We start from the raw sequence: 18,548 nt of genomic DNA, 5'->3' as shown, positions 1-18,548 counted from the left end.
ATTAATGATGCCCAAAAAACAAGAATGGTCATTGCTATTGATTGGCCTGTTTGCATGCACTTTCAATACCTTTTCACAAGAGACAACTATCCCGCTCGAAACACAGAATCACGCGCTGGTCCTTCAGGTCAGCGAGCGCAAAGACGTAACGATCGGTTACCTCGGTAAGCGGTTAAGTCAGGTTAACGAATATGCACTCATATCTGGAGCGTATCGGCAAGCGGCCGATTACACAGGCCTGCTCAACTCCGCCTATACACCGTCGGGTTCGCGCAATTTGGTGGAACCTGCGATTACCGTTACCCACGCCGACGGCAATAATTCATTGGATCTGCAATATGTGAGCCATGAGCAGCAACAACTGGCGGATGGCGTATCCTTGCTTAAAATTTTATTGAAAGACCCGGTTTATCCGTTTGAAGTGACCTTGTTTTACAAAGCTTACTTCAATGAAGATGTCGTGGAGCAGTGGAGCGAAATCAAACACGAGGAAAAAGGAACAGTGGTCCTGCATAAATTTGCCTCTGCAAACCTGCACTTGAAAGCGAAGTCGTACTGGCTGCAGCAGTACCACGGAGACTGGGCGAAGGAGATGCAGCCGGAGGAGTCAAAACTGACGCACGGCATCAAAACGCTCGATTCCAAATTGGGCACACGCGCCAACTTATTCCAGCCTCCGGTGTTTATGATTTCCTTGGATAAACCAGCAACGGAGCGCGAAGGCGAGGTATTGCTCGGGTCCTTGCAGTGGAGTGGTAATTTCAGGACCGATCTCGAATTGGACCCGCAGGACAACCTGCGTATCCTATCGGGTATCAACAATTACGCATCAGCTTATTCGTTGAAGGCAGGAGCGGTATTTGCGACACCGGTGTTTATGTACACCTTTTCTGCCGACGGTAAAGGGCTGGCCAGTCGCAACCTTCATAACTGGGCGCGCAATCATAAACTGCTTGATGGCAATGGGCAGCGGCTGACGTTGCTGAACAATTGGGAAGCCACGTATTTCGATTTCAATGAGGAGAAGCTTAAAGCCTTGCTCAAAGATACGAAAAAGCTGGGCGTGGAATTGTTCTTGCTCGACGACGGATGGTTTGCCAATAAATACCCGCGCAATGGGGATAATGCCGGTTTGGGTGACTGGCAGGAAAATCGGACGAAACTACCCAATGGTATCGGTACGCTGGTAAAAGAGGCTGCAGCAAACGGGGTGAAGTTCGGTATCTGGATCGAGCCGGAGATGGTGAATCCCAAAAGCGAGCTGTATGAAAAGCATCCCGATTGGGTCATCAAACAACCCAAACGTGACGAGTATTATTTCCGGAATCAATTGGTGCTGGACCTTAGTAACCCCGAAGTACAGGATTTTGTTTTTGGGGTGGTGGATGATCTGTTTACCAGCAATCCGGATTTAGCCTACATCAAATGGGATTGCAATGCAGTCGTTTATAATGCCTACTCCGCACATTTGAAAAACCAGTCGCATTTATACATCGACTATGTGCGTGGGTTGTATAACGTACTGGAGCGGATACGGGCGAAATATCCCACCGTTCCCATGATGCTGTGTTCGGGCGGGGGCGGCCGGGTCGATTATGCGGCGTTGCAGTATTTTACCGAATACTGGCCCAGCGACAATACCGACCCGCTGGAACGCATCTTTATCCAATGGGAAAACTCCTATTTCTATCCGGCCATTGCCAGTGCCAATCACGTGACCGACTGGGGGAAGCAACCCATCAAATTCCGCACGGATGTGGCCATGATGGGTAAGCTGGGGTTTGACATTGTCGTCAGCCACCTGAATGAAAAAGACCTCCAGTTTTGCCAAGGGGCCGTACAAACCTATAATGGTGTGAAACAGGTGATTTGGCAGGGCGACCAATACCGGTTGACCCACCCGCGCGAAAATAGCGTGGCCAGCATGTTGTTTGTCGATAAGGAAAAAACGAAGGGGGTGTTGTTCAATTACCTGGTAAGCAATCGGTATGATGAAGGCAGCCGGCTTCCCATCAAACTGGAGGGACTGGATCCCGAACGCAACTACCGGATATCGGAGATAAACCTGTACCCGGGCACTTCATCGCCGATAGATAGCGCGCGGGTATATTCCGGTGACTTCCTGATGAAGATCGGATTCAATCCGCAGGTACGGAGGGGCCGGGAAAGCGTTGTCTTGTTAGTGGAAACTGAATAGTGTTCGGAATGTTTAATTGGCCTATTTTTGTAACAAATAAATGATCATGAAAATCGCCTTAGCATCCCCGCCGTATCCCAAATCGTTGAACGATGGCCTGCAGTGGGTTGCCACATGCACGAGAGATGCCGCGATGCAGCATGCGGATATTATCTGTTTTCCAGAGTCGTATCTTCCCGGTTACCCGCTCTTGGAGTTTGAGGCGGAAAAATGCACGGCCGGGCAATTGCAGGACGCCCTAGAGCAAGTACGCCAGGTAGCCGCAGCGAATCAGGTGGCGATCATCATCCCGATGGACTGGCACCATGACGACAAGGTATACAATGTGGCGCAGGTGATTTCTGCCGAAGGTGAGTTGCTTGGCTTTCAAACCAAGAATCAGCTCGACCCCAGTGAAGACCAGCAGTGGACGGCAGGTACCGAGCGCCGTATCTTTGACGTAAAGGGGGTGAAGTTTGGTATCACCATATGCCACGAAGGGTTCCGCTATCCCGAGTCCGTCAGGTGGGCCGCTACACAGGGAGCCAAGCTCGTCTTCCACCCCAACTGTACGGGGAGCAACATCGAGGGGCCACACTTAACGGAGTGGGGCGCTAAGGGCAATCCTTATTATGAAAAGGCCCAGATGATGCGAGCGATGGAAAACACCATCTACTTCGCCAGCTCCAATTACAGATTTCGATACCCCGATTCAGCCAGTGCGTTGATCGGGCCAAATGGCAGTTGTATCGCATATCAGCCCTATGGTGAGGCGGGCATTGTCATCGGCGAACTAGACCCCGATGCCGCTACGGGGCTATTGGCCCGGCGGTTCAAGGCGCATCTGTATCATTGATGATCATCTTATACCCGACACCACGTACATTGATAATCTTGATATTGGGGTCTTCCTTGAGGTATTTTCGTAACCTGCTGATGAATACGTCAAGACTGCGGCCGGTGAAAAAGCGGTCGTTATTCCAGAATTCAAATAGGATTTCCTGTCTGTGGATGACGTTGTTGCGGCGTTCATAAAGCCTTTTGAGCAGTTCGCTTTCGCGATAGGATAGCTGAATGTGCTTGTCGTCGATATGCAGGGTATGGGTGACATGATCCAGCAGGTAGCTACCGATGGCCAATTGTTCACTGGGATTGTATTTCTTGCTGAGTTTCAGCAAGGATTCCATCCGGGCGATAAGCTCGTCAATGTTGAATGGCTTTTTCAGGTAGTCATTGCCTCCTGAACGGAACCCTTTCAGTACATCTACAATGTCCGTGCGGGCCGTGAGAAAGATCATGGGAATGGTACTGTCGTGTTCACGAATTTTCGTGGCCAACGTAAAACCGTTCATTTCGGGCATCATCACGTCCAATACTACGATATCTGGTTTTGACAGCAGGAACGAGTTCCACGCCAGGGTTCCATTGGCGCAGTACCTGACCCTGAAATGCTGGGTTTGCAAACTTTCGGTCACAATTTTGGCCAGTTTAAATTCATCTTCCACAAAGAGCACATCGATCATGGCGTTGCGTTTTTGGGGAGGACGAGGATGAAGGTGCTCCCCTCACCCGGTGCGCTTTTGAGTCTTACTTCGCCCCCGTGCTGCGCGACGACCTGTTTGACATAAGACAACCCCAAGCCAAATCCTTTGGCCTGATAGGTATCGCCTTGGGGCACCCTGACAAAGGGCTCAAAGACCTGCTGTTGATAGGCATGAGGTATACCGATGCCGTTGTCGCGCACGTGTAGTTCAACATACCGTCCAGCCTTGGAAGATTGCATCGTCACGGATACTTCGGTGGCACCGTATTTTGCGGCATTGTCAAGCAAGTTGGTCATCACATTTCTCATATGCTCCGCATCACCATACATCATTTCCACTGTATGGATAGGGTTGAATATGAAATCTACCCGCCTGCTCCATTTGTTGATCTTTGCCTTTGCAATACATTTTTTAACCAGACTGATCATGTTATAGTGCTGATATTGAAGTTGCTTGATGGTATGGTGTTCGCCCTCGGCTACCAACAGCACATTGTCAATCATGGCCGACAAGTGATCCAGCTCTTCCTTCGAGATAGATAGGTACAGGTCGCGGCGCCCTTCGTCTTCCATCCCGGCGTAGCTTTGCAAGGCCTGCACGGCCGCGGATACGGTAGCCACCGGGGTGCGCAGTTCATGCGTCATGTTGTTTACAAATGCCTTTCTGAGCAATGCCAATTTATTTTGTTTGAATATCGTATGGAATAAGTATACGAAGCAGCCGATGATGGTCGCCACCAACGCCACAGAAATCGTCAGCTGCCAGCTCAGGTTATACAGCAGATACTGCCATGGGCTGTTGAAGGTGACGGTGATAAACCGGCCGTTTTCGGGATCGATGAGGATAGGTCGAATGGAAAGTCCGGCACTCATTGCGCTGTCCAAAAGCGGGGGCTCCAACCGCAGCAGGGTCAGGGTCGAATCTGACGGATCGTTGCGGCGTTCTTCGCTTCGTTTGGCGGTGATCAACTCAAACGTGAAATCCGTGTGTATGCCATTGCCTTCCAGTCCAGTTTTAAACGCATCCTCAATGGCAGCGAATGCCGTACTATCAAACGGTGCCTGGCCAAACAGGAAATTGGGCAGCAATTGCTGTGGCCGGGCGCGAGGTCCGAGTGTCAGGGCAATGCGCATTTCCGTGCCGGGCGTGGCGGCGGCTTGTGTCGCCAACACATTGCTCCGGTGGGCAATAAACCGCTTGCCTTCTTGTAAGGCGAGGCTATCCAACAACAGCGCGAGCGAATCGGCCGCAATGGTCGGATACCGTTCGGTGATTTTGGCAACCAGCTTTTTGGAATACGGAAAACGGCCGCCCCATCGGGCATACCGGGCATCCGGCGTGCCCCGATGTTTTTTGTGGAGCGCTAACGTGCCTGCATTTTCTTGCTGCTGGATGGTTGCCTGTATGGCGTCAAACAAGGTGCGCTCCGCGGTTGACACAAAGAGTTCCATGCGCTGGTGATAGCTGCCGTAAAGCCAGGAGCCAAGTACGACGATGATGCCGATACCAGCCGCTACGATGAGTAACAATATGAGCCTAAGGTTATGCTGCATTTCAGGCCAAATGTAAAGTCAAGAAAGCTGACGGAAGTATAGATTAACCATATTTAACAAATTGTAACATTCATTAACACTCGATATCGGCAGCTTTGTGACAGTTTTAATACATAGCTGATGGACACCCATAAATACAATAGGTTTAATGGTATTTTTCTTTTAATCCAATGTGCGGCAAGTGTGCTTTCGTTGATGGCTTGCGAGCAAGGCGAAAACATCCGGTTGGGCAATGACGATACAGGCATGGGCGTCGAGATCGTGGATACGCTGACGATTGAAGCGAGTACGTTTTTGCTCGACCCATTGCCCACTGCCGGTACCGGACGCCTATTAGTAGGCAACCTGACCGATGAGACATTAGGCTCGGCCATGCTTTCGTCCGGTTTCAGGATAGGCAATGGTGAGTTGAATCTCGTTGACCTGCCTGCTGATGCAGTCTTTGATTCGTTGTCGCTGAGGCTCTTTTATGATCATTATTATTACGGGGATACCACTGCCCGTATGCACCTCGCGCTTTATCGCCTCTCCGAAGAGATGGAATTGTCCGAATTGCCGGTAGCCCTAGAGGATGATGAGTATCCAGTATTCGTGCAGGGAGAGACGCTATGGAGCGATCAACGATTTGCGGTTGATGAATCTCCGCTGGGCGAAGCTGCCTTCTTTCCCAAACCCAGTTCGACGTCGGACACGGTGAAAATAAGGCTGGACGATGCATTTGGGCAGACGCTTTTTACGATGGCACTGAATAACGACACCCGGTTGACCAATGCCGAGGATTTTACCGACTACATCAAGGGTTTCTTGCTGGTGCCAAAGGGCGAAGGCAAGTGCATCGTGGGCCTTCAAGATTCACTGGCGCTGAATCTCCATTACTCCTATGAGCGGCAGTCTGACGGCATGCGCGTGTCGGATACGCTCAGGTTTACCATTGGCGCTACCGAGTATCAGTACAACCAGGTAGCGGCAGACCGCCGAGGTACTGTATTGGAGGACCTTGCTTACGAACACGAAGAGGTGCCTGCATCGGCCACCGGCTACCGCACCTTTATCCAAGGTTCATCTGGGGTGGTTACGCGCCTGCGGTTTCCCACCGCCAGGCAATTCATCAATAGCGCAAACATTGGCGTGAGCAAAGCGCAGCTGATTGTCGAAACGGACCAACCTGCCGATGGACTGTTTGCTCCGCCACAGGCGTTGGCAATGATGGTGGCCAATCAGTATGGTACACCCACCTCCCTGCTAACTGCCAGCTACCAGGATGGGACACAAAGTGCTTTTTACCAAGCCCCAAGCCAGGCTGGTGGGGCGGGCAATGGAAAATACACCTTCGACCTGACGGAATACATCAGCGAAATGCGCAACAGTACGGCCAGCGAGACGGAGAGCCTGTTGCTGACGATCCCCACGGAAGACCTGATGGGCACGGTCAACCGGCTGTCCATTGCGGCCCAAGGACATAAACCAGCTATTAAATTACACATATTATATACAAAATTCTAAACAGATGAAGATAACATGGTTGAATAGATTACTATTATTGGTAGCGGTGTTTGTGGCCGTAAGCGCTTGTACAAGTGATGATGAGGATCCGGATGAATGGGTGAGGGTGGCTGATTTTGAGAGTCTGCCGCGCAGTGGTGCCGTCGGGTTTACCATTGGCGAATACACCTACGTAACCACTGGTTATGGCACCAATTCCACCCGTTTTACGGATACTTGGCGGTATAGTCCGACCGAGCAGACATGGCAGAAGATGGCTGATTTCCCGGGCGAAGCACGGAATAATGCCGTAGCGTTTGTGGTTGGCGGTAAGGGCTATGTAGGGCTCGGAACCAATTCCACCGTGATGTTCGATGACTTTTATGAGTATGACCCCGATGCGGACGCGTGGACGCGCATTGCCAATTTTGAGGGCGAGGCCCGTTACGGGGCCGTGGCCTTCACGTTAAATGATCAGGGATACGTGGGGACGGGCCGCGACATCGATGCACAGGATTACAATGACTTTTATAGCTATTCCCCCGGCACGGGGTGGACCAAGGTCAATAGCACGCCTGTAAAGCGGTCTTTTGGCTTTGCCTTTGTGCTCAACGGATTGGCTTATCTGGGTGGCGGCACCAACAACAATCAAAATGTCACGTCATTTTATACGTTTGACGGCACAGCGTGGGTGGAGAAAGAGCCGCTCTCGGGTCGCGATGATGATTACACGTACAACCTAACCCGTTTGAGTCCGGCGGCGTTTGTGTTGGATGGCACGGCATTTATCAGTGGCGGTATCACCGGATACAATGGTTCCGCGACGGGGACCACCTGGCGGTACGTAGCTTCGGGTGACTATTGGGAAGAGCATCAGCTATTTTTGGGGTCATATCGCCAGCAGGCGGTCGCTTTTGTGCATGATGGTGCCGCCTATCTGGTCACCGGGCGCAGCGGAACGATACCGTTTGATGACATGTGGCGGTTCGTACCGCTTCCATGGTAAGGCATGGCGATAGGATTAATGTAACGTTTGAAAAAGATACGAAAGACATGAAAAAAATTGGTTTGCTTTTCTGTTTGACCGTCCTCTGCTTAACACAGGCTGCGCAAGCACAGCAATGGACCGGGGATTACAGCGTATATGCGGGGGTCACCTTTCCTCGCTATTTTCTGAGTGATATTAGCAGTGGGGTAAGCCGCGAAGCAGCCCCCACGGTCAATGGGCAGTTGGGGGCATTGGTTTCCATCTATCCCACGCAATACGTGGGTTTCGAAACCGGACTGTCGGTTGCCGGGTTGGGCGCCAAGCTGGAGCGGTCTGAATTCGGTACCCGGGAGGTGACCCAGCATACCTATTGGCTGCAGGCCCCCCTGTCGATTGTGGGCAGGATGCCGTTCAGCGATTCGAGTTATGTGTTTTTAAACGTTGGCGGGTACATTGGCTATGGGCTGTACGGAAAGAATTACCTTTCGGGTTCGTATGACGGTTCAGCAAGCGAAGACGTTTCATTTGGCAACGACGGTACACAGCAATCCATAGACTACGGCTTCCAAATGGGTATTGGCTACCAAACGAAACGCGGATATAGGATATCATTCAATTACCTTGCCGGTATTCGAGATGTTGCGCCAGATAAGGCTTCCTATGACCAGCGCAATGGTGCTTTCTCGATATCGATTGGTTATCGGTTTTAGTTGAGAATCGGCTATTTTTTCCATACCTTTGCCCCGTTTTACAACTGTGGGCATACGTGATATTTTAGCGAAATACCGAGAAAGCGGCCAGGTGGTCGCTTTAGCGAACGCATTGCACGGGAAGCATCCGAAAATCCACCTCCGTGGATTAATTGGGTCGGCCGATGCGATGGTGGCGGTGGCTTGCTATCAATTGCAGGAGCGCCCGTTGGTGTTTGTACTGCCCACGCATGAAGCTGCCTCCTACTTTCTGAGCGATTTGGAGGGCCTGTTGGATAAGCAGGTCTTGTTTTTCCCGGCTTCTTACCGCAAAGCGTTTGACTTCACACAGACAGACAGCGCGCATGTGCTGCAACGGGCTGAAACGCTGAGTACGCTCAATCATGCCACCGAGCTGCCCAAGATGATCGTCACCTATCCCGAAGCGTTGGCCGAAAAGGTCATCAACCGCAGGGATTTGGAGAAAAACACGCTCGAGATCACCCAAAACACTAATCTTGACATTGATTTCATCAACGAGTTTCTACAGGAATATGAATTTGAGCGGGTAGATTTTGTGTACGAACCGGGGCAGTATGCCATCCGGGGAGGCATTGTAGACATTTTCTCCTTTTCGAACGACCTGCCTTATCGCATCGAGTTTTTCGGCAATGACATCGAAAGCATCCGAACCTTCGATGTCGAAAGCCAGCTATCAGTGAGTAAGATCCACACGGTCACGATCGTGCCCAATGTGCAGGCGAAGTTTCTTACCGAGGGCAATATTTCGCTGCTCGAATACATATCGGCCGATTCGGCTATCTGGTTTGAAGACGTGCAGTTCACGTTAGATGTGTTGGCCAAGGGCTATAAGAAAGCCGGAGATCTCTGGAAGGCACTTCCCCAAGCAGATAAGCTTCAAAACCCCGAATGGATAGACCCCCGATATTGCTTCACCGATGAAAAAAACCTGGCTGCCATGTTGCAGGATTTCGCGGTTGTGGAGTTTGGTAAACAGTTTTTTTATCAGGCCACAGAAACCATTGCGTTCGATCAGCGTCCGCAACCTTCATTCAACAAGGATTTCAGCCTGCTGATCCATAACTTCAAGCAAAACGAGCAGGCCCATATCCAAAATTGCATCTTCAGCGATTCGACCAAACAGATTGAGCGGCTACTGTCCATCCTCGATGATTTGGACAAGTCGGTCACGTTTACACCCATCCATACCGCGTTGCGTGAGGGTTTCGTAGATATCGAACTCGGGTTTGCCTGCTATACCGACCACCAGATATTTGACCGTTATTACAAATACAAACGCAAAAAAGGCTATGAGCGGTCGCAGGCGATCACGCTCAAAGAATTGCGCGAATTGAAGCCGGGCGATTACATCACCCACATTGACCACGGCATCGGCAAATATGCCGGGCTGGAGAAGGTGGAGGTCAACGGCAAGATGCAGGAGATGATCCGGCTGGTATATGCCGATAATGACCTGCTCTACGTCAATATCAACTCGCTCAACCGCATCTCCAAGTATACGGGCAAGGAAGGGAATGTGCCGCGGATGAATAAACTGGGTACCGATACCTGGGATAAGCTGAAAAAAACCACTAAAAAAAAAGTTAAAGACATTGCGCGCGACCTGATCAAGCTCTATGCCAAGCGCAAGGCAAAAACCGGCAAGGCTTTCAGTCCGGATACCTACCTGCAGACCGAATTAGAGGCATCGTTTATCTACGAAGATACCCCCGATCAGGAAAAAGCTACCCTGGATGTAAAGCGCGACATGGAATCGCCCCATCCGATGGACCGCCTGGTATGCGGCGATGTGGGTTTCGGCAAAACCGAGGTCGCCATCCGTGCAGCGTTTAAGGCCGTGGCCGACAGTAAGCAGGTGGCGGTACTGGTGCCCACGACCATTTTGGCCATGCAGCATTACCGCACCTTTAGCGAGCGTTTGCAAGGCTTTCCGTGTAACATCGACTACATCAACCGGTTTAAAACAGCCAAGGAGATCAAGGATACCTTGGCGCGATTGGCCGAGGGTAAGCTGGATATCATCATCGGCACGCATCGCTTGGTGAGCAAGGATGTAAAATTCAAGGACCTTGGTCTGATGATTGTCGATGAGGAGCAGAAATTCGGTGTGGGGGTGAAAGAGAAGCTAAAACAGCTGCGCGCCGATGTAGACGCGCTCACGCTCACGGCCACACCCATCCCGCGCACGCTCCACTTCTCACTGATGGGTGCGCGCGACCTGAGCATCATCAATACCCCGCCGCCAAACCGCCAACCCGTGCAGACCGAACTGCACGTCTTCAATGAAACGCTGATCCAAGAGGCTGTTTCCTATGAAATTGACCGCGGCGGACAGGTATTTTTCATCCACAACCGCGTAGCCGACCTGCCGCAATTGGGCAACATGATCAAGAAACTCGTGCCGCATGCCCGTGTGGGCATCGCCCATGGGCAGCTGGAGGGTGATGCGCTCGAAGATGTGATGCTCAAGTTCGTCAACAACGATTATGACGTGTTGGTCGCTACGACCATCATCGAGGCCGGGCTGGACATTGCCAATGCCAATACCATCATTATCAATCATGCCCATATGTTTGGCCTGAGCGACCTCCATCAGATGCGCGGGCGCGTGGGAAGGTCAAACAAGAAAGCCTTTTGTTACATCCTAAGTCCGCCATTGTCGACACTTACCTCCGAAGCCTACAAGCGGCTCAATGCCATCGAAGAATTTGCTGAACTGGGGAGCGGCTTCAATGTGGCCATGCGCGACCTTGATATCCGCGGCAGTGGCAACCTGCTGGGCGCTGAGCAAAGCGGTTTCATTGCCGAAATAGGCTTTGAGATGTATCATAAGATATTGGACGAAGCGATTCAGGAACTGAAGGATGATGAGTTTGCGGATCTTTTCAAGGATGTAAAGCCGAAAGATTTCGTATCCTTCACGCAGATCGATACGGACCTGGAGGTACTCATCCCGGATGAGTATGTGACGAATGTCGCCGAGCGGTATAATCTCTACAACGAGATCGCCAAGCTCGAGAGTGAGCAGCAGTTGGAGGCATTTAAGCAGTCGTTGCGCGACCGGTTCGGTCCCGTGCCCGGCCAGGTAGAAGAGTTGCTCAACACCCTGCGTCTGCAATGGCTAGGCAAGGACATCGGTTTCGAAAAAATCTCCTTTAAGAAAAACATATTGCGCGGATACTTCGCCAGCAACCCCGGCTACTTCGAAAGTGAGCGCTTCGGCAAGGTGTTGCAATTCGTGCAGCAAAACCCCACCATCTGCAACCTCAAGGAAGTAAAAGGAGGCTTGCGCATTGCCTTTGAGCACGTGCCGGATATCGGGCTGGCGATTCGGATATTAAGCGATATGGCGGCGTAGTCACAACAAGGGTGCCGACGGGTTATCCCGGTAGTAGTCGATTTTAGCAAGGAACATCGCAGCCATTTTTTCGCCCCGCCATTTCGCTTCATCCGCTTTTTCCCCTACAAAAAAATCATCAATGGTGCCATGCCACAGCTTTAACCAGGCATCAAAGTGCGCCTGATTCACCGGCAGTTTGGCATGCGGCCGGAATGGGCTACCATGGTAAGTTTGCTCGCCAAAGAGAACGGTTTCCCAAAAATTATACAGCGTAGCCAGGTGCGCTGGCCACCTATCTTGGATCACGCCGTTGAAAATCGGGCCGATCAGCGGGTCCATCCGTACGCTACCGTAGAAGGTATCCACCAGCAGGTGGATGTCGGCGGTTGTCGTGATGTCGTGCTTCTCCATGCCATCAAATTTACGATAGTTTTTCCCCATCCGAAAGTCCCTTTTTCCCTATACTTTCCCGATGGTTCTCCGATAAGATGCCGTCTTTTGGGGTTTTTACCGGAGTATGGTGGGATATCACAGGGATATCACAGGGATCAGGCACGGATAGGGCATAAGGAAAGGTGGGGAGACGGGCGAGGTTGCTTGCCATCGTGGCCAAACAGGCACAGATATTGCAGGTTAGTACATCAATTACACATCAAATACGAACCATATGAATGTCAAGCGAATTTTCGGCACGATCCTCACGATCTTGGGGATAGGCGGACTGATCTACACCGGTGCAATGGTTGTGCAGCAAAGCACCCAAGTGCGTGAATTAATCGTCGTAGGCGTTATTGGGTTGATATTTTTTATATCGGGCATCTCGTTGGTCCGCAATACGAAGGACAAAGAGTAACGCGGTAACCCATTAATTCGTATTTTAGCCTCCCATGAGTGACCATCATATCTTATCATTCGGAGAGTTATTGCTGCGGCTGAGTTCATCAGGCGGTTCTTTCTTAGGATCGGACAGCGAGGTAAGCGTTTTTCCCGGCGGCTCCGAGGCAAACGTGGCCGCATCGCTGGGGCGGTGGGGCGTTCCGTGCAGCTACTTGAGCCGTGTGCCAGATAACGAGCTGACCACCCAGGCACTGACTACCTTGAAATCGCTTGGCGTCGATGTGTCGCCCACCTTGCTTGAAGGAGATCGATTGGGCTTGTATTTCTTGCTCTCGGCCAATGGCCTCAGCAAGGGAGAGGTCGTCTACGACCGGAAATACTCGGCTTTCAGCCAATTAACGCCCGGGATGATCGATTGGGACAAAGTACTCGAGCCGTATACCTGGTTTCACTGGAGTGCGCTCACGCCTGCCTTGAGCGAGTCGCTGGCTGCGGTTTGCCTGGAGGCGTTGAAAGCGGCAAATCAACGAGGATTGCGCGTGTCTGTGGATCTCAACTACCGCAATAAACTATGGAATTATGGAAAGCAACCCATCGAAGTGATGCCCGAACTGCTTCAATATTGCGATGTGATCATGGGCAATATCTGGGCGGCCAATAAAATGCTGGGCACAGCAGTATTGGAGACATTGGATAGGGATACACCGCCCGAAACATATTTTGAGCACGCTATTGAGTCCGCAGACCAGGTGAAAAGCATGGTGCCGCATTGCAGGCACATCGCATACACCTTCCGTTTCATGGATTCGCCCACGCATAACCTCCTCTATGGTACCTATCACGCACAGGGAACAGACGTTATCTCATCGATCAATGAAACCAATCATGTGGTAGATCGTATCGGCAGTGGCGATGCGTTCATGGCGGGACTGATCTATGCGTTGGTAGCAGGGAAAGAGGGCCAAGCGGTCATCAATACAGCCACTGCTGCTGGGTTTCAGAAATTATTTGTAAAAGGCGACTTCGGCAACGGAGACCTGTAAGGAAAAACGCTATTCGCACTACGCATTACTCAATGACCAGTTAAATGAAACATACGCTCAGCCACATCCTCAATTATCCGGTGCTTCCGGTTTATTACCACGATGACATTCAAACCTGTATAGCAGTGGTGAATGCCTGCTATCAAGGGGGCATACGTGTCTTCGAATTTGTGAATCGCGGTGAGCAGGCGCCGGAAAACTTCTCCAAGCTCCTCACATACCAGCAGGAATACTGGCCCGAATTGCTGCTGGGCATCGGCACCATCAAAAGCGCTGCAATGGCATCGGCTTACATCGAGATGGGCGCTAAGTTTATCGTGAGTCCCGTGGTCAAACCGGCAATAGCAGAGGTAACGCTCAAGCAGGGTATCCTATGGGTGCCGGGATGCATGACGCCTACAGAGATCAGCTTGGCCGAAGACATGGGAGCGCCATTGGTGAAGCTCTTCCCCGGAGACACCCTGGGCACGGGCTTTCTTAAAGCCATCAAACCGTTATTCCCAGCCATGCGGTTTATGCCGACAGGCGGCGTGAACCCGACGAAAGAGAGCATGACAGGCTGGTTCGATGCCGGTGTGAGTGCTGTCGGGCTGGGTTCCAAGCTGTTTGCCAAGCCAGCGGAGGCTGCGGGTTACGGTTGGCTTACCGAGCGTAGCAACGAGTTGATGAGCTGGGTAGGCCCTTACAGGCAGCAATAGATAAACAACAATAGGTAATACGCCATCGAGCACCACAAGTAAATACGGTTTTTAATCCATACGGCGCTGCCTAATGCAGCGAGCGCGACCGTCAGCGACAGCAACCACCAACCTTGGCCCCCCGCGGCATTGGAATATGCATAGATGACGTGTACGGCACTGACATTGAGCAAAAACAATGCGGTGGGCACGAGGTAGTGCTCCATGTGACTGTCGTATCGCTTTTTAGGTTGCTTCATGGTTGTTTTCATGCAGCTGGTTGTTGTTTACGCCGGAAACGATTAAACAAGTAGCGAAAAAGGGCATAGCCGATCAACACAATCAACAGGGTATTGATGATCATGCCCGCTAATGAAGCGGCGGGTGCATATCCGATAAACAGGCTAACCAGCGCGATGCTTATTAAAAAAAGCAGCACGATCATGCTGTATACAAATGTCGTCTTCCAAGCATCCGTTCGGTTGAATTTCTTCTTCTTTTGACGGCGAAGCAGGAAAATGACGAAGCCACTGATAGACAAGAAACCACTGGTTAAGCCAAGTATGGCATACAGTGCTTTGAGCAGGAATCCTCCGAAGTCACCGAAGTGCAGGGCTTCTTGGATAAAATAGAACTTGTGGCCAAACGGTTGTCTGCGAACATCGTATTTGAAAATAGGGGTATAGGCTGTTTTTGAAATGACCATGACATTGATGTTGCGCTCGTAGATCTGCCCGGCGATATTGCCACGCAGGGTAATGGCCGCCGAGCCGTTGGTCGATGCGCTGAGTTGTCGGGGCTGTAGATCGGGAAATTCTTTTTTCGCTGTATGGAGGGCCTCATTCCAATCAATGTGCATGGCCTTGTCGGCGTCAGCCTCCATAACGGTGGGCGCTTTGAAGGTATTGGGTGTTGTGATGTCAAACCACCGCATCAGCCATGGCTGTAACCCCAGCCATGCGCCGGTAAGCGCGATGACCATATTAAATGCCAGGGCGCTTACACCCAATAGCTTGTGCCAGTCGGCCATGATGATGCGCATGTCCATCGTCTTCCGCAGCTGAGGCCACCGTTGTTTTTTCATGAAGTTGCCATAGATCAGCAATCCCGTGATGGCCACCACAGCCAAGGCTAACCCGCCGATACCGACCAATTGCCTGCCCCAATATCCTTCATACAGCCTGACATGCATTTGGCGCAGGTAGTTGGCCAATGAGTTTTGGTGGTCACGCTGCCCGATGACACGGTCGTTACCTGCATCGATGAAAAAATCGGTGCGTCTTGGCTCACCGCCTTCGGGCTGCAGGATGAGGTCGACCTGTACCACGTCCCCTGGGTGATCGGGCATGCTAATGGACAGCGAAGTATAATCGGGATATCGATGGATCAAAGAATCGACGGACCGGCCAAATTGCGGGGTGCCGGTCGGTGATGGAGACGATATCGCATTGTAATGATGTTTGACGATCAACGCGTCGATTTCTGGAATGAATACGGCCACCGCGCCGGTAAGGCTGAGTATACCAATGAGGATGCCGGTGTATAGGCCTACCCAATGGTGAAGACGCCAAAATAGTTTTTTGTTGTTCTCAACCTTATCTGCGCGCTTGGACATATCCGACCCGCTTAAAAGGTATAACCAATACCGATCAGAAAGTTCCGGGGCGTGCCCGGATACAACCGGTTGAAGTCATAACCACCTACCCAGTGTGTTTTATTAAACACGTTGTTGAGATTAGCAGACAGTTTAAACTTGTCGATGGTGTAATACAATGCTGCATCTGCGACCACGTAAGAGGGCAAGGTGAGGATGTCACTCAACGTTGCACGTGTGCTCACATAATTGGCCCCGGCCCCGATGCCGATACCATTGAGTGCTGGGATATTGAAGGTGTATTTTGCCCAGATACCACCCTGCTGCTTCGGTGCATTGGGGAGCAAATTGCCTTCCTCTTCATCATTGTCGCTTTCGGTGATAATCGTTTCGTTAATGGCCATATTGGCTGTTACGCTCAGATTGGGAAGCAGCTGTCCGTAGACATCCAGCTCGATACCCCGCGATCGCTGCTGCCCCAGCTGCCGTAGTAAATCGGGATTTCCAGGATCGTTGGCATTGATGAGGATGTTGTTTTGCTCGATGTGGTAAATGGCCGCATTGATGCTTAGGTGCTTGTTTAGAAACTCCATCTTAGCGCCTCCTTCGTACATGGTGCTGGTGAGCGGGTCAAACGGTCCTCCGAATCGTTCCGGATCGCCAATGGTGCCGGCTCCCTGTGGCTGATAGCCCTGTGCATAAGTCACGTATAGGCTCACGGGCTCCACGGGAGTATATACGAGGCCAAAGCGGGGGATGAGTTTCTGTTGTTGCACCGTTTCTTCATTATCCTTTTGGTAATTGAGGATATCCGTGTAATATTCTTGTCTAACCGCCAACAACGCCTGCACAGGACCCCACGTGATCTGGTCTTGCAGGTATACGCCATTGACGTAATATTTGGTGATCGCCTGCTGACTGGATACGTTAAAATAGCCGGATATTTCAGAAATAGCATAGTCTGGATTCGTCAGGTCAAAGTGCGGTACATTGGGTACCGGACGGTTGTCGCTGATGAGGTAGTCATCGCGGTTTTCCGGAACATACGTACCAATAATCCCGCTGTTATCTGCGTTGCGATAGCCAGCGGCGTTGTAGTTCGATCCTCCCACAGGCGATACATTCTGAATATAATCATATCCGACCAAGAGCTTGTGCGTCAATGGTCCGGTCTTAAAGTCGCTAACGAAGTACAAGGTTATGTTGTCATTGTAATTTCGCTGCTTACGGCGGATGGTCTGCATCTCCATCAGCGTGGGTATCTGTTGACCGTCGGCATCGACAGCATAGCGGTTGGATGTGCGATGCTCCAGCAAGTCCTCGTCATAGAGGAATTTCATGTAGGAAGCGTTGAATGATATGTTATCGGTAAATTTATGTTGCAGCGATGCCGTGGTGTAAAGATTAAGTTCGTTTTCGTAGTCATTTTCTTTGCCGATGGCAAAAGAGACGGGTGTGGAGTGAAGATCGGTTCCGGCTGAGGCACCGAAGATCGGCTGTCCGCGATCCAGCCGTGACTTGGTTTTGGAATATACAAAATCCACGTTTACCTGCGTACGGTCCGTCGGAATAAAGGAAATTGACGGAGCAATCACGATGTCCTCGCCACCCTGCAATACCCGGAAGGATTGCGCGTTTTGATACGCTAAGTTCAGGCGGTATAATAGGGTCTTTTCTTTATTCATCGGACCGGTAAAGTCGCTCGTCATCCGGTAGGTATTATAGCTGCCGGTGGCGAAGCTCACGGATTTGCGGTCTACATCCAATGGTTTTTTGGTCACGGTGTTCACCGTGCCTCCCGGATCGGTATTGGCAAAGAGGGCAGAAGCCGGACCTTTGATCACTTCGATGCGCTCCACATTGGGGAGCAATGATTGTGACCAGCTATTAGTCGCATCCCGAAGCCCATTGATCAGCGCATTACCTGCCCGGAAACCGCGCAGTGTAAAGTCGTTGTTATAGTAAGAGAAGACATTCACCCCGCTGATGTTTTTCAACACATCACTGGTTTTAAATGCCTGCTGGTCGTCGATCACCTCCTTAGTTACATAGCTGATCGCTTGCGGGACATACTTAAGTGGGGTCTCGGTCTTGGTGCCGGCAAACGACGACGTGTTCTTATATGTCTGCTCTTTACGTCCGATGATTTCCACCGCCTGCAATTGATTTTCAATGGGCTTAAGGATAACAGACAGGTCAGTGCCATTGGATGAAGGCAAGGCGATCGTGATACGGGTAGCTTCATATCCAAGGTAAGAAAAGGTAAGCGTGTATTGGCCATTGGATAGGTTTTCAAAGGAAAAATTGCCGTTTGCGTTGGTTACGCGCCCACCGGATATTCCGGATACCCGTACCGTGACACCTTGCAGCGGCTGCTGGTTTGCAGCAGACACAACTTGTCCGGCGAGTGACGGATTTTGAGAATAACTGTTTTTATGCAGGGCCGCAACCAGCAGGACAAGCAGCAGATAGGGTATTATATTTTTCATGCTTATTTGGACTTGTTTTAAATAAGGCACAATTTTAAGGTAAATAATCATCATTGTCAAAACTTATTAAACAAATGACACTTTTTGAAAAATG

16 protein-coding genes are annotated in these 18,548 nt (G+C 51.0%); 9 read left to right on the top strand and 7 right to left on the bottom strand.

Features of this window, described 5'->3' with window-relative positions; translation table 11 throughout:
- Positions 1 to 7: 7 nt before the first annotated feature.
- On the top strand, positions 8 to 2,197 hold the full coding sequence (locus ACMGDE_RS02895) for an alpha-galactosidase (protein ID WP_436831256.1): 2,190 nt from the start codon (positions 8 to 10) through the stop codon (positions 2,195 to 2,197).
- Positions 2,198 to 2,243: 46 nt separating this feature from the next.
- Entirely contained in the window at positions 2,244 to 3,032 is a 789-nt protein-coding gene (locus ACMGDE_RS02890) for a carbon-nitrogen hydrolase family protein (protein ID WP_436831255.1), read from the top strand.
- Here ACMGDE_RS02890 and ACMGDE_RS02885 read toward each other — a convergent pair.
- A complete protein-coding gene (locus tag ACMGDE_RS02885) occupies positions 3,010 to 3,699 on the bottom strand; it encodes a response regulator transcription factor (RefSeq protein WP_436831254.1) in 690 nt (229 codons plus the stop codon). The genes ACMGDE_RS02890 and ACMGDE_RS02885 overlap by 23 nt on opposite strands.
- Positions 3,696 to 5,273 (bottom strand): sensor histidine kinase, encoded by a 1,578-nt coding sequence (locus ACMGDE_RS02880; RefSeq protein ID WP_436831253.1) that lies wholly within the window; start codon positions 5,271 to 5,273, stop codon positions 3,696 to 3,698. The genes ACMGDE_RS02885 and ACMGDE_RS02880 overlap by 4 nt, the downstream gene beginning before the upstream one ends.
- Positions 5,274 to 5,393: 120 nt before the next feature.
- Here ACMGDE_RS02880 and ACMGDE_RS02875 point away from each other — a divergent pair, with 120 nt between their 5' ends.
- Genes ACMGDE_RS02875 through mfd form a run of 4 tightly spaced genes read left to right on the top strand, consistent with a single transcriptional unit; the run spans position 5,394 to position 11,832 of the window.
- Complete coding sequence (locus tag ACMGDE_RS02875) at positions 5,394 to 6,776, top strand: DUF4270 family protein (RefSeq protein ID WP_436831252.1); 1,383 nt, start codon at positions 5,394 to 5,396, stop codon at positions 6,774 to 6,776.
- Between the two features lie 4 nt (positions 6,777 to 6,780).
- Positions 6,781 to 7,761, top strand: a complete 981-nt coding sequence (locus ACMGDE_RS02870; protein ID WP_436831251.1) for a Kelch repeat-containing protein — start codon at positions 6,781 to 6,783, stop codon at positions 7,759 to 7,761.
- Positions 7,762 to 7,808: 47 nt separating this feature from the next.
- On the top strand, positions 7,809 to 8,453 hold the full coding sequence (locus tag ACMGDE_RS02865) for an outer membrane beta-barrel protein (RefSeq protein WP_436831250.1): 645 nt from the start codon (positions 7,809 to 7,811) through the stop codon (positions 8,451 to 8,453).
- A 46-nt stretch (positions 8,454 to 8,499) separates the two neighbouring features.
- The gene (gene mfd / locus ACMGDE_RS02860) at positions 8,500 to 11,832 is read left to right on the top strand and encodes a transcription-repair coupling factor (protein WP_436831249.1); all 3,333 of its coding nucleotides are present in this window, start codon (positions 8,500 to 8,502) and stop codon (positions 11,830 to 11,832) included.
- Here the strand turns inward: mfd and ACMGDE_RS02855 are convergent, their stop codons facing one another.
- Positions 11,833 to 12,255: a group III truncated hemoglobin gene (locus tag ACMGDE_RS02855; RefSeq protein ID WP_436831248.1), complete on the bottom strand. Its 423-nt coding sequence runs from the start codon at positions 12,253 to 12,255 to the stop codon at positions 11,833 to 11,835.
- Positions 12,236 to 12,418, bottom strand: a complete 183-nt coding sequence (locus ACMGDE_RS02850) for a hypothetical protein (protein ID WP_436831247.1) — start codon at positions 12,416 to 12,418, stop codon at positions 12,236 to 12,238. The genes ACMGDE_RS02855 and ACMGDE_RS02850 overlap by 20 nt, the downstream gene beginning before the upstream one ends.
- A gap of 63 nt (positions 12,419 to 12,481) precedes the next feature.
- Between ACMGDE_RS02850 and ACMGDE_RS02845 the strand changes: the two genes are divergently transcribed.
- The 3 genes from ACMGDE_RS02845 to ACMGDE_RS02835 are packed head-to-tail and all read left to right on the top strand — an operon-like array spanning position 12,482 to position 14,392.
- Positions 12,482 to 12,667 carry a hypothetical protein gene (locus ACMGDE_RS02845; RefSeq protein WP_436831246.1) on the top strand — a complete coding sequence of 62 codons (186 nt, stop codon included), beginning with the start codon at positions 12,482 to 12,484 and terminating at the stop codon, positions 12,665 to 12,667.
- Between the two features lie 34 nt (positions 12,668 to 12,701).
- A complete protein-coding gene (locus ACMGDE_RS02840) occupies positions 12,702 to 13,694 on the top strand; it encodes a PfkB family carbohydrate kinase (RefSeq protein ID WP_436831245.1) in 993 nt (330 codons plus the stop codon).
- 44 nt (positions 13,695 to 13,738) lie between these two features.
- On the top strand, positions 13,739 to 14,392 hold the full coding sequence (locus tag ACMGDE_RS02835; RefSeq protein ID WP_436831244.1) for a beta/alpha barrel domain-containing protein: 654 nt from the start codon (positions 13,739 to 13,741) through the stop codon (positions 14,390 to 14,392).
- On the opposite strand, the gene ACMGDE_RS02830 is transcribed toward ACMGDE_RS02835, so the two are convergent.
- The 3 genes from ACMGDE_RS02830 to ACMGDE_RS02820 are packed head-to-tail and all read right to left on the bottom strand — an operon-like array spanning position 14,377 to position 18,454.
- Positions 14,377 to 14,643, bottom strand: coding sequence for a hypothetical protein (locus ACMGDE_RS02830; protein WP_436831243.1), 267 nt, complete (start codon positions 14,641 to 14,643; stop codon positions 14,377 to 14,379). The two genes, ACMGDE_RS02835 and ACMGDE_RS02830, sit on opposite strands and share 16 nt — an antisense overlap.
- On the bottom strand, positions 14,640 to 15,986 hold the full coding sequence (locus tag ACMGDE_RS02825; RefSeq protein ID WP_436831242.1) for a PepSY-associated TM helix domain-containing protein: 1,347 nt from the start codon (positions 15,984 to 15,986) through the stop codon (positions 14,640 to 14,642). Before ACMGDE_RS02825 ends, ACMGDE_RS02830 begins: the two co-directional genes overlap by 4 nt.
- A gap of 11 nt (positions 15,987 to 15,997) precedes the next feature.
- A complete protein-coding gene (locus ACMGDE_RS02820; RefSeq protein WP_436831241.1) occupies positions 15,998 to 18,454 on the bottom strand; it encodes a TonB-dependent siderophore receptor in 2,457 nt (818 codons plus the stop codon).
- Positions 18,455 to 18,548: the final 94 nt, after the last annotated feature.

The sequence above is a fragment of the Parapedobacter brassicae genome, from assembly GCF_051400755.1.
GTDB lineage: Bacteria > Bacteroidota > Bacteroidia > Sphingobacteriales > Sphingobacteriaceae > Parapedobacter.
This window is presented reverse-complemented; position numbering and strand designations above follow the sequence as displayed.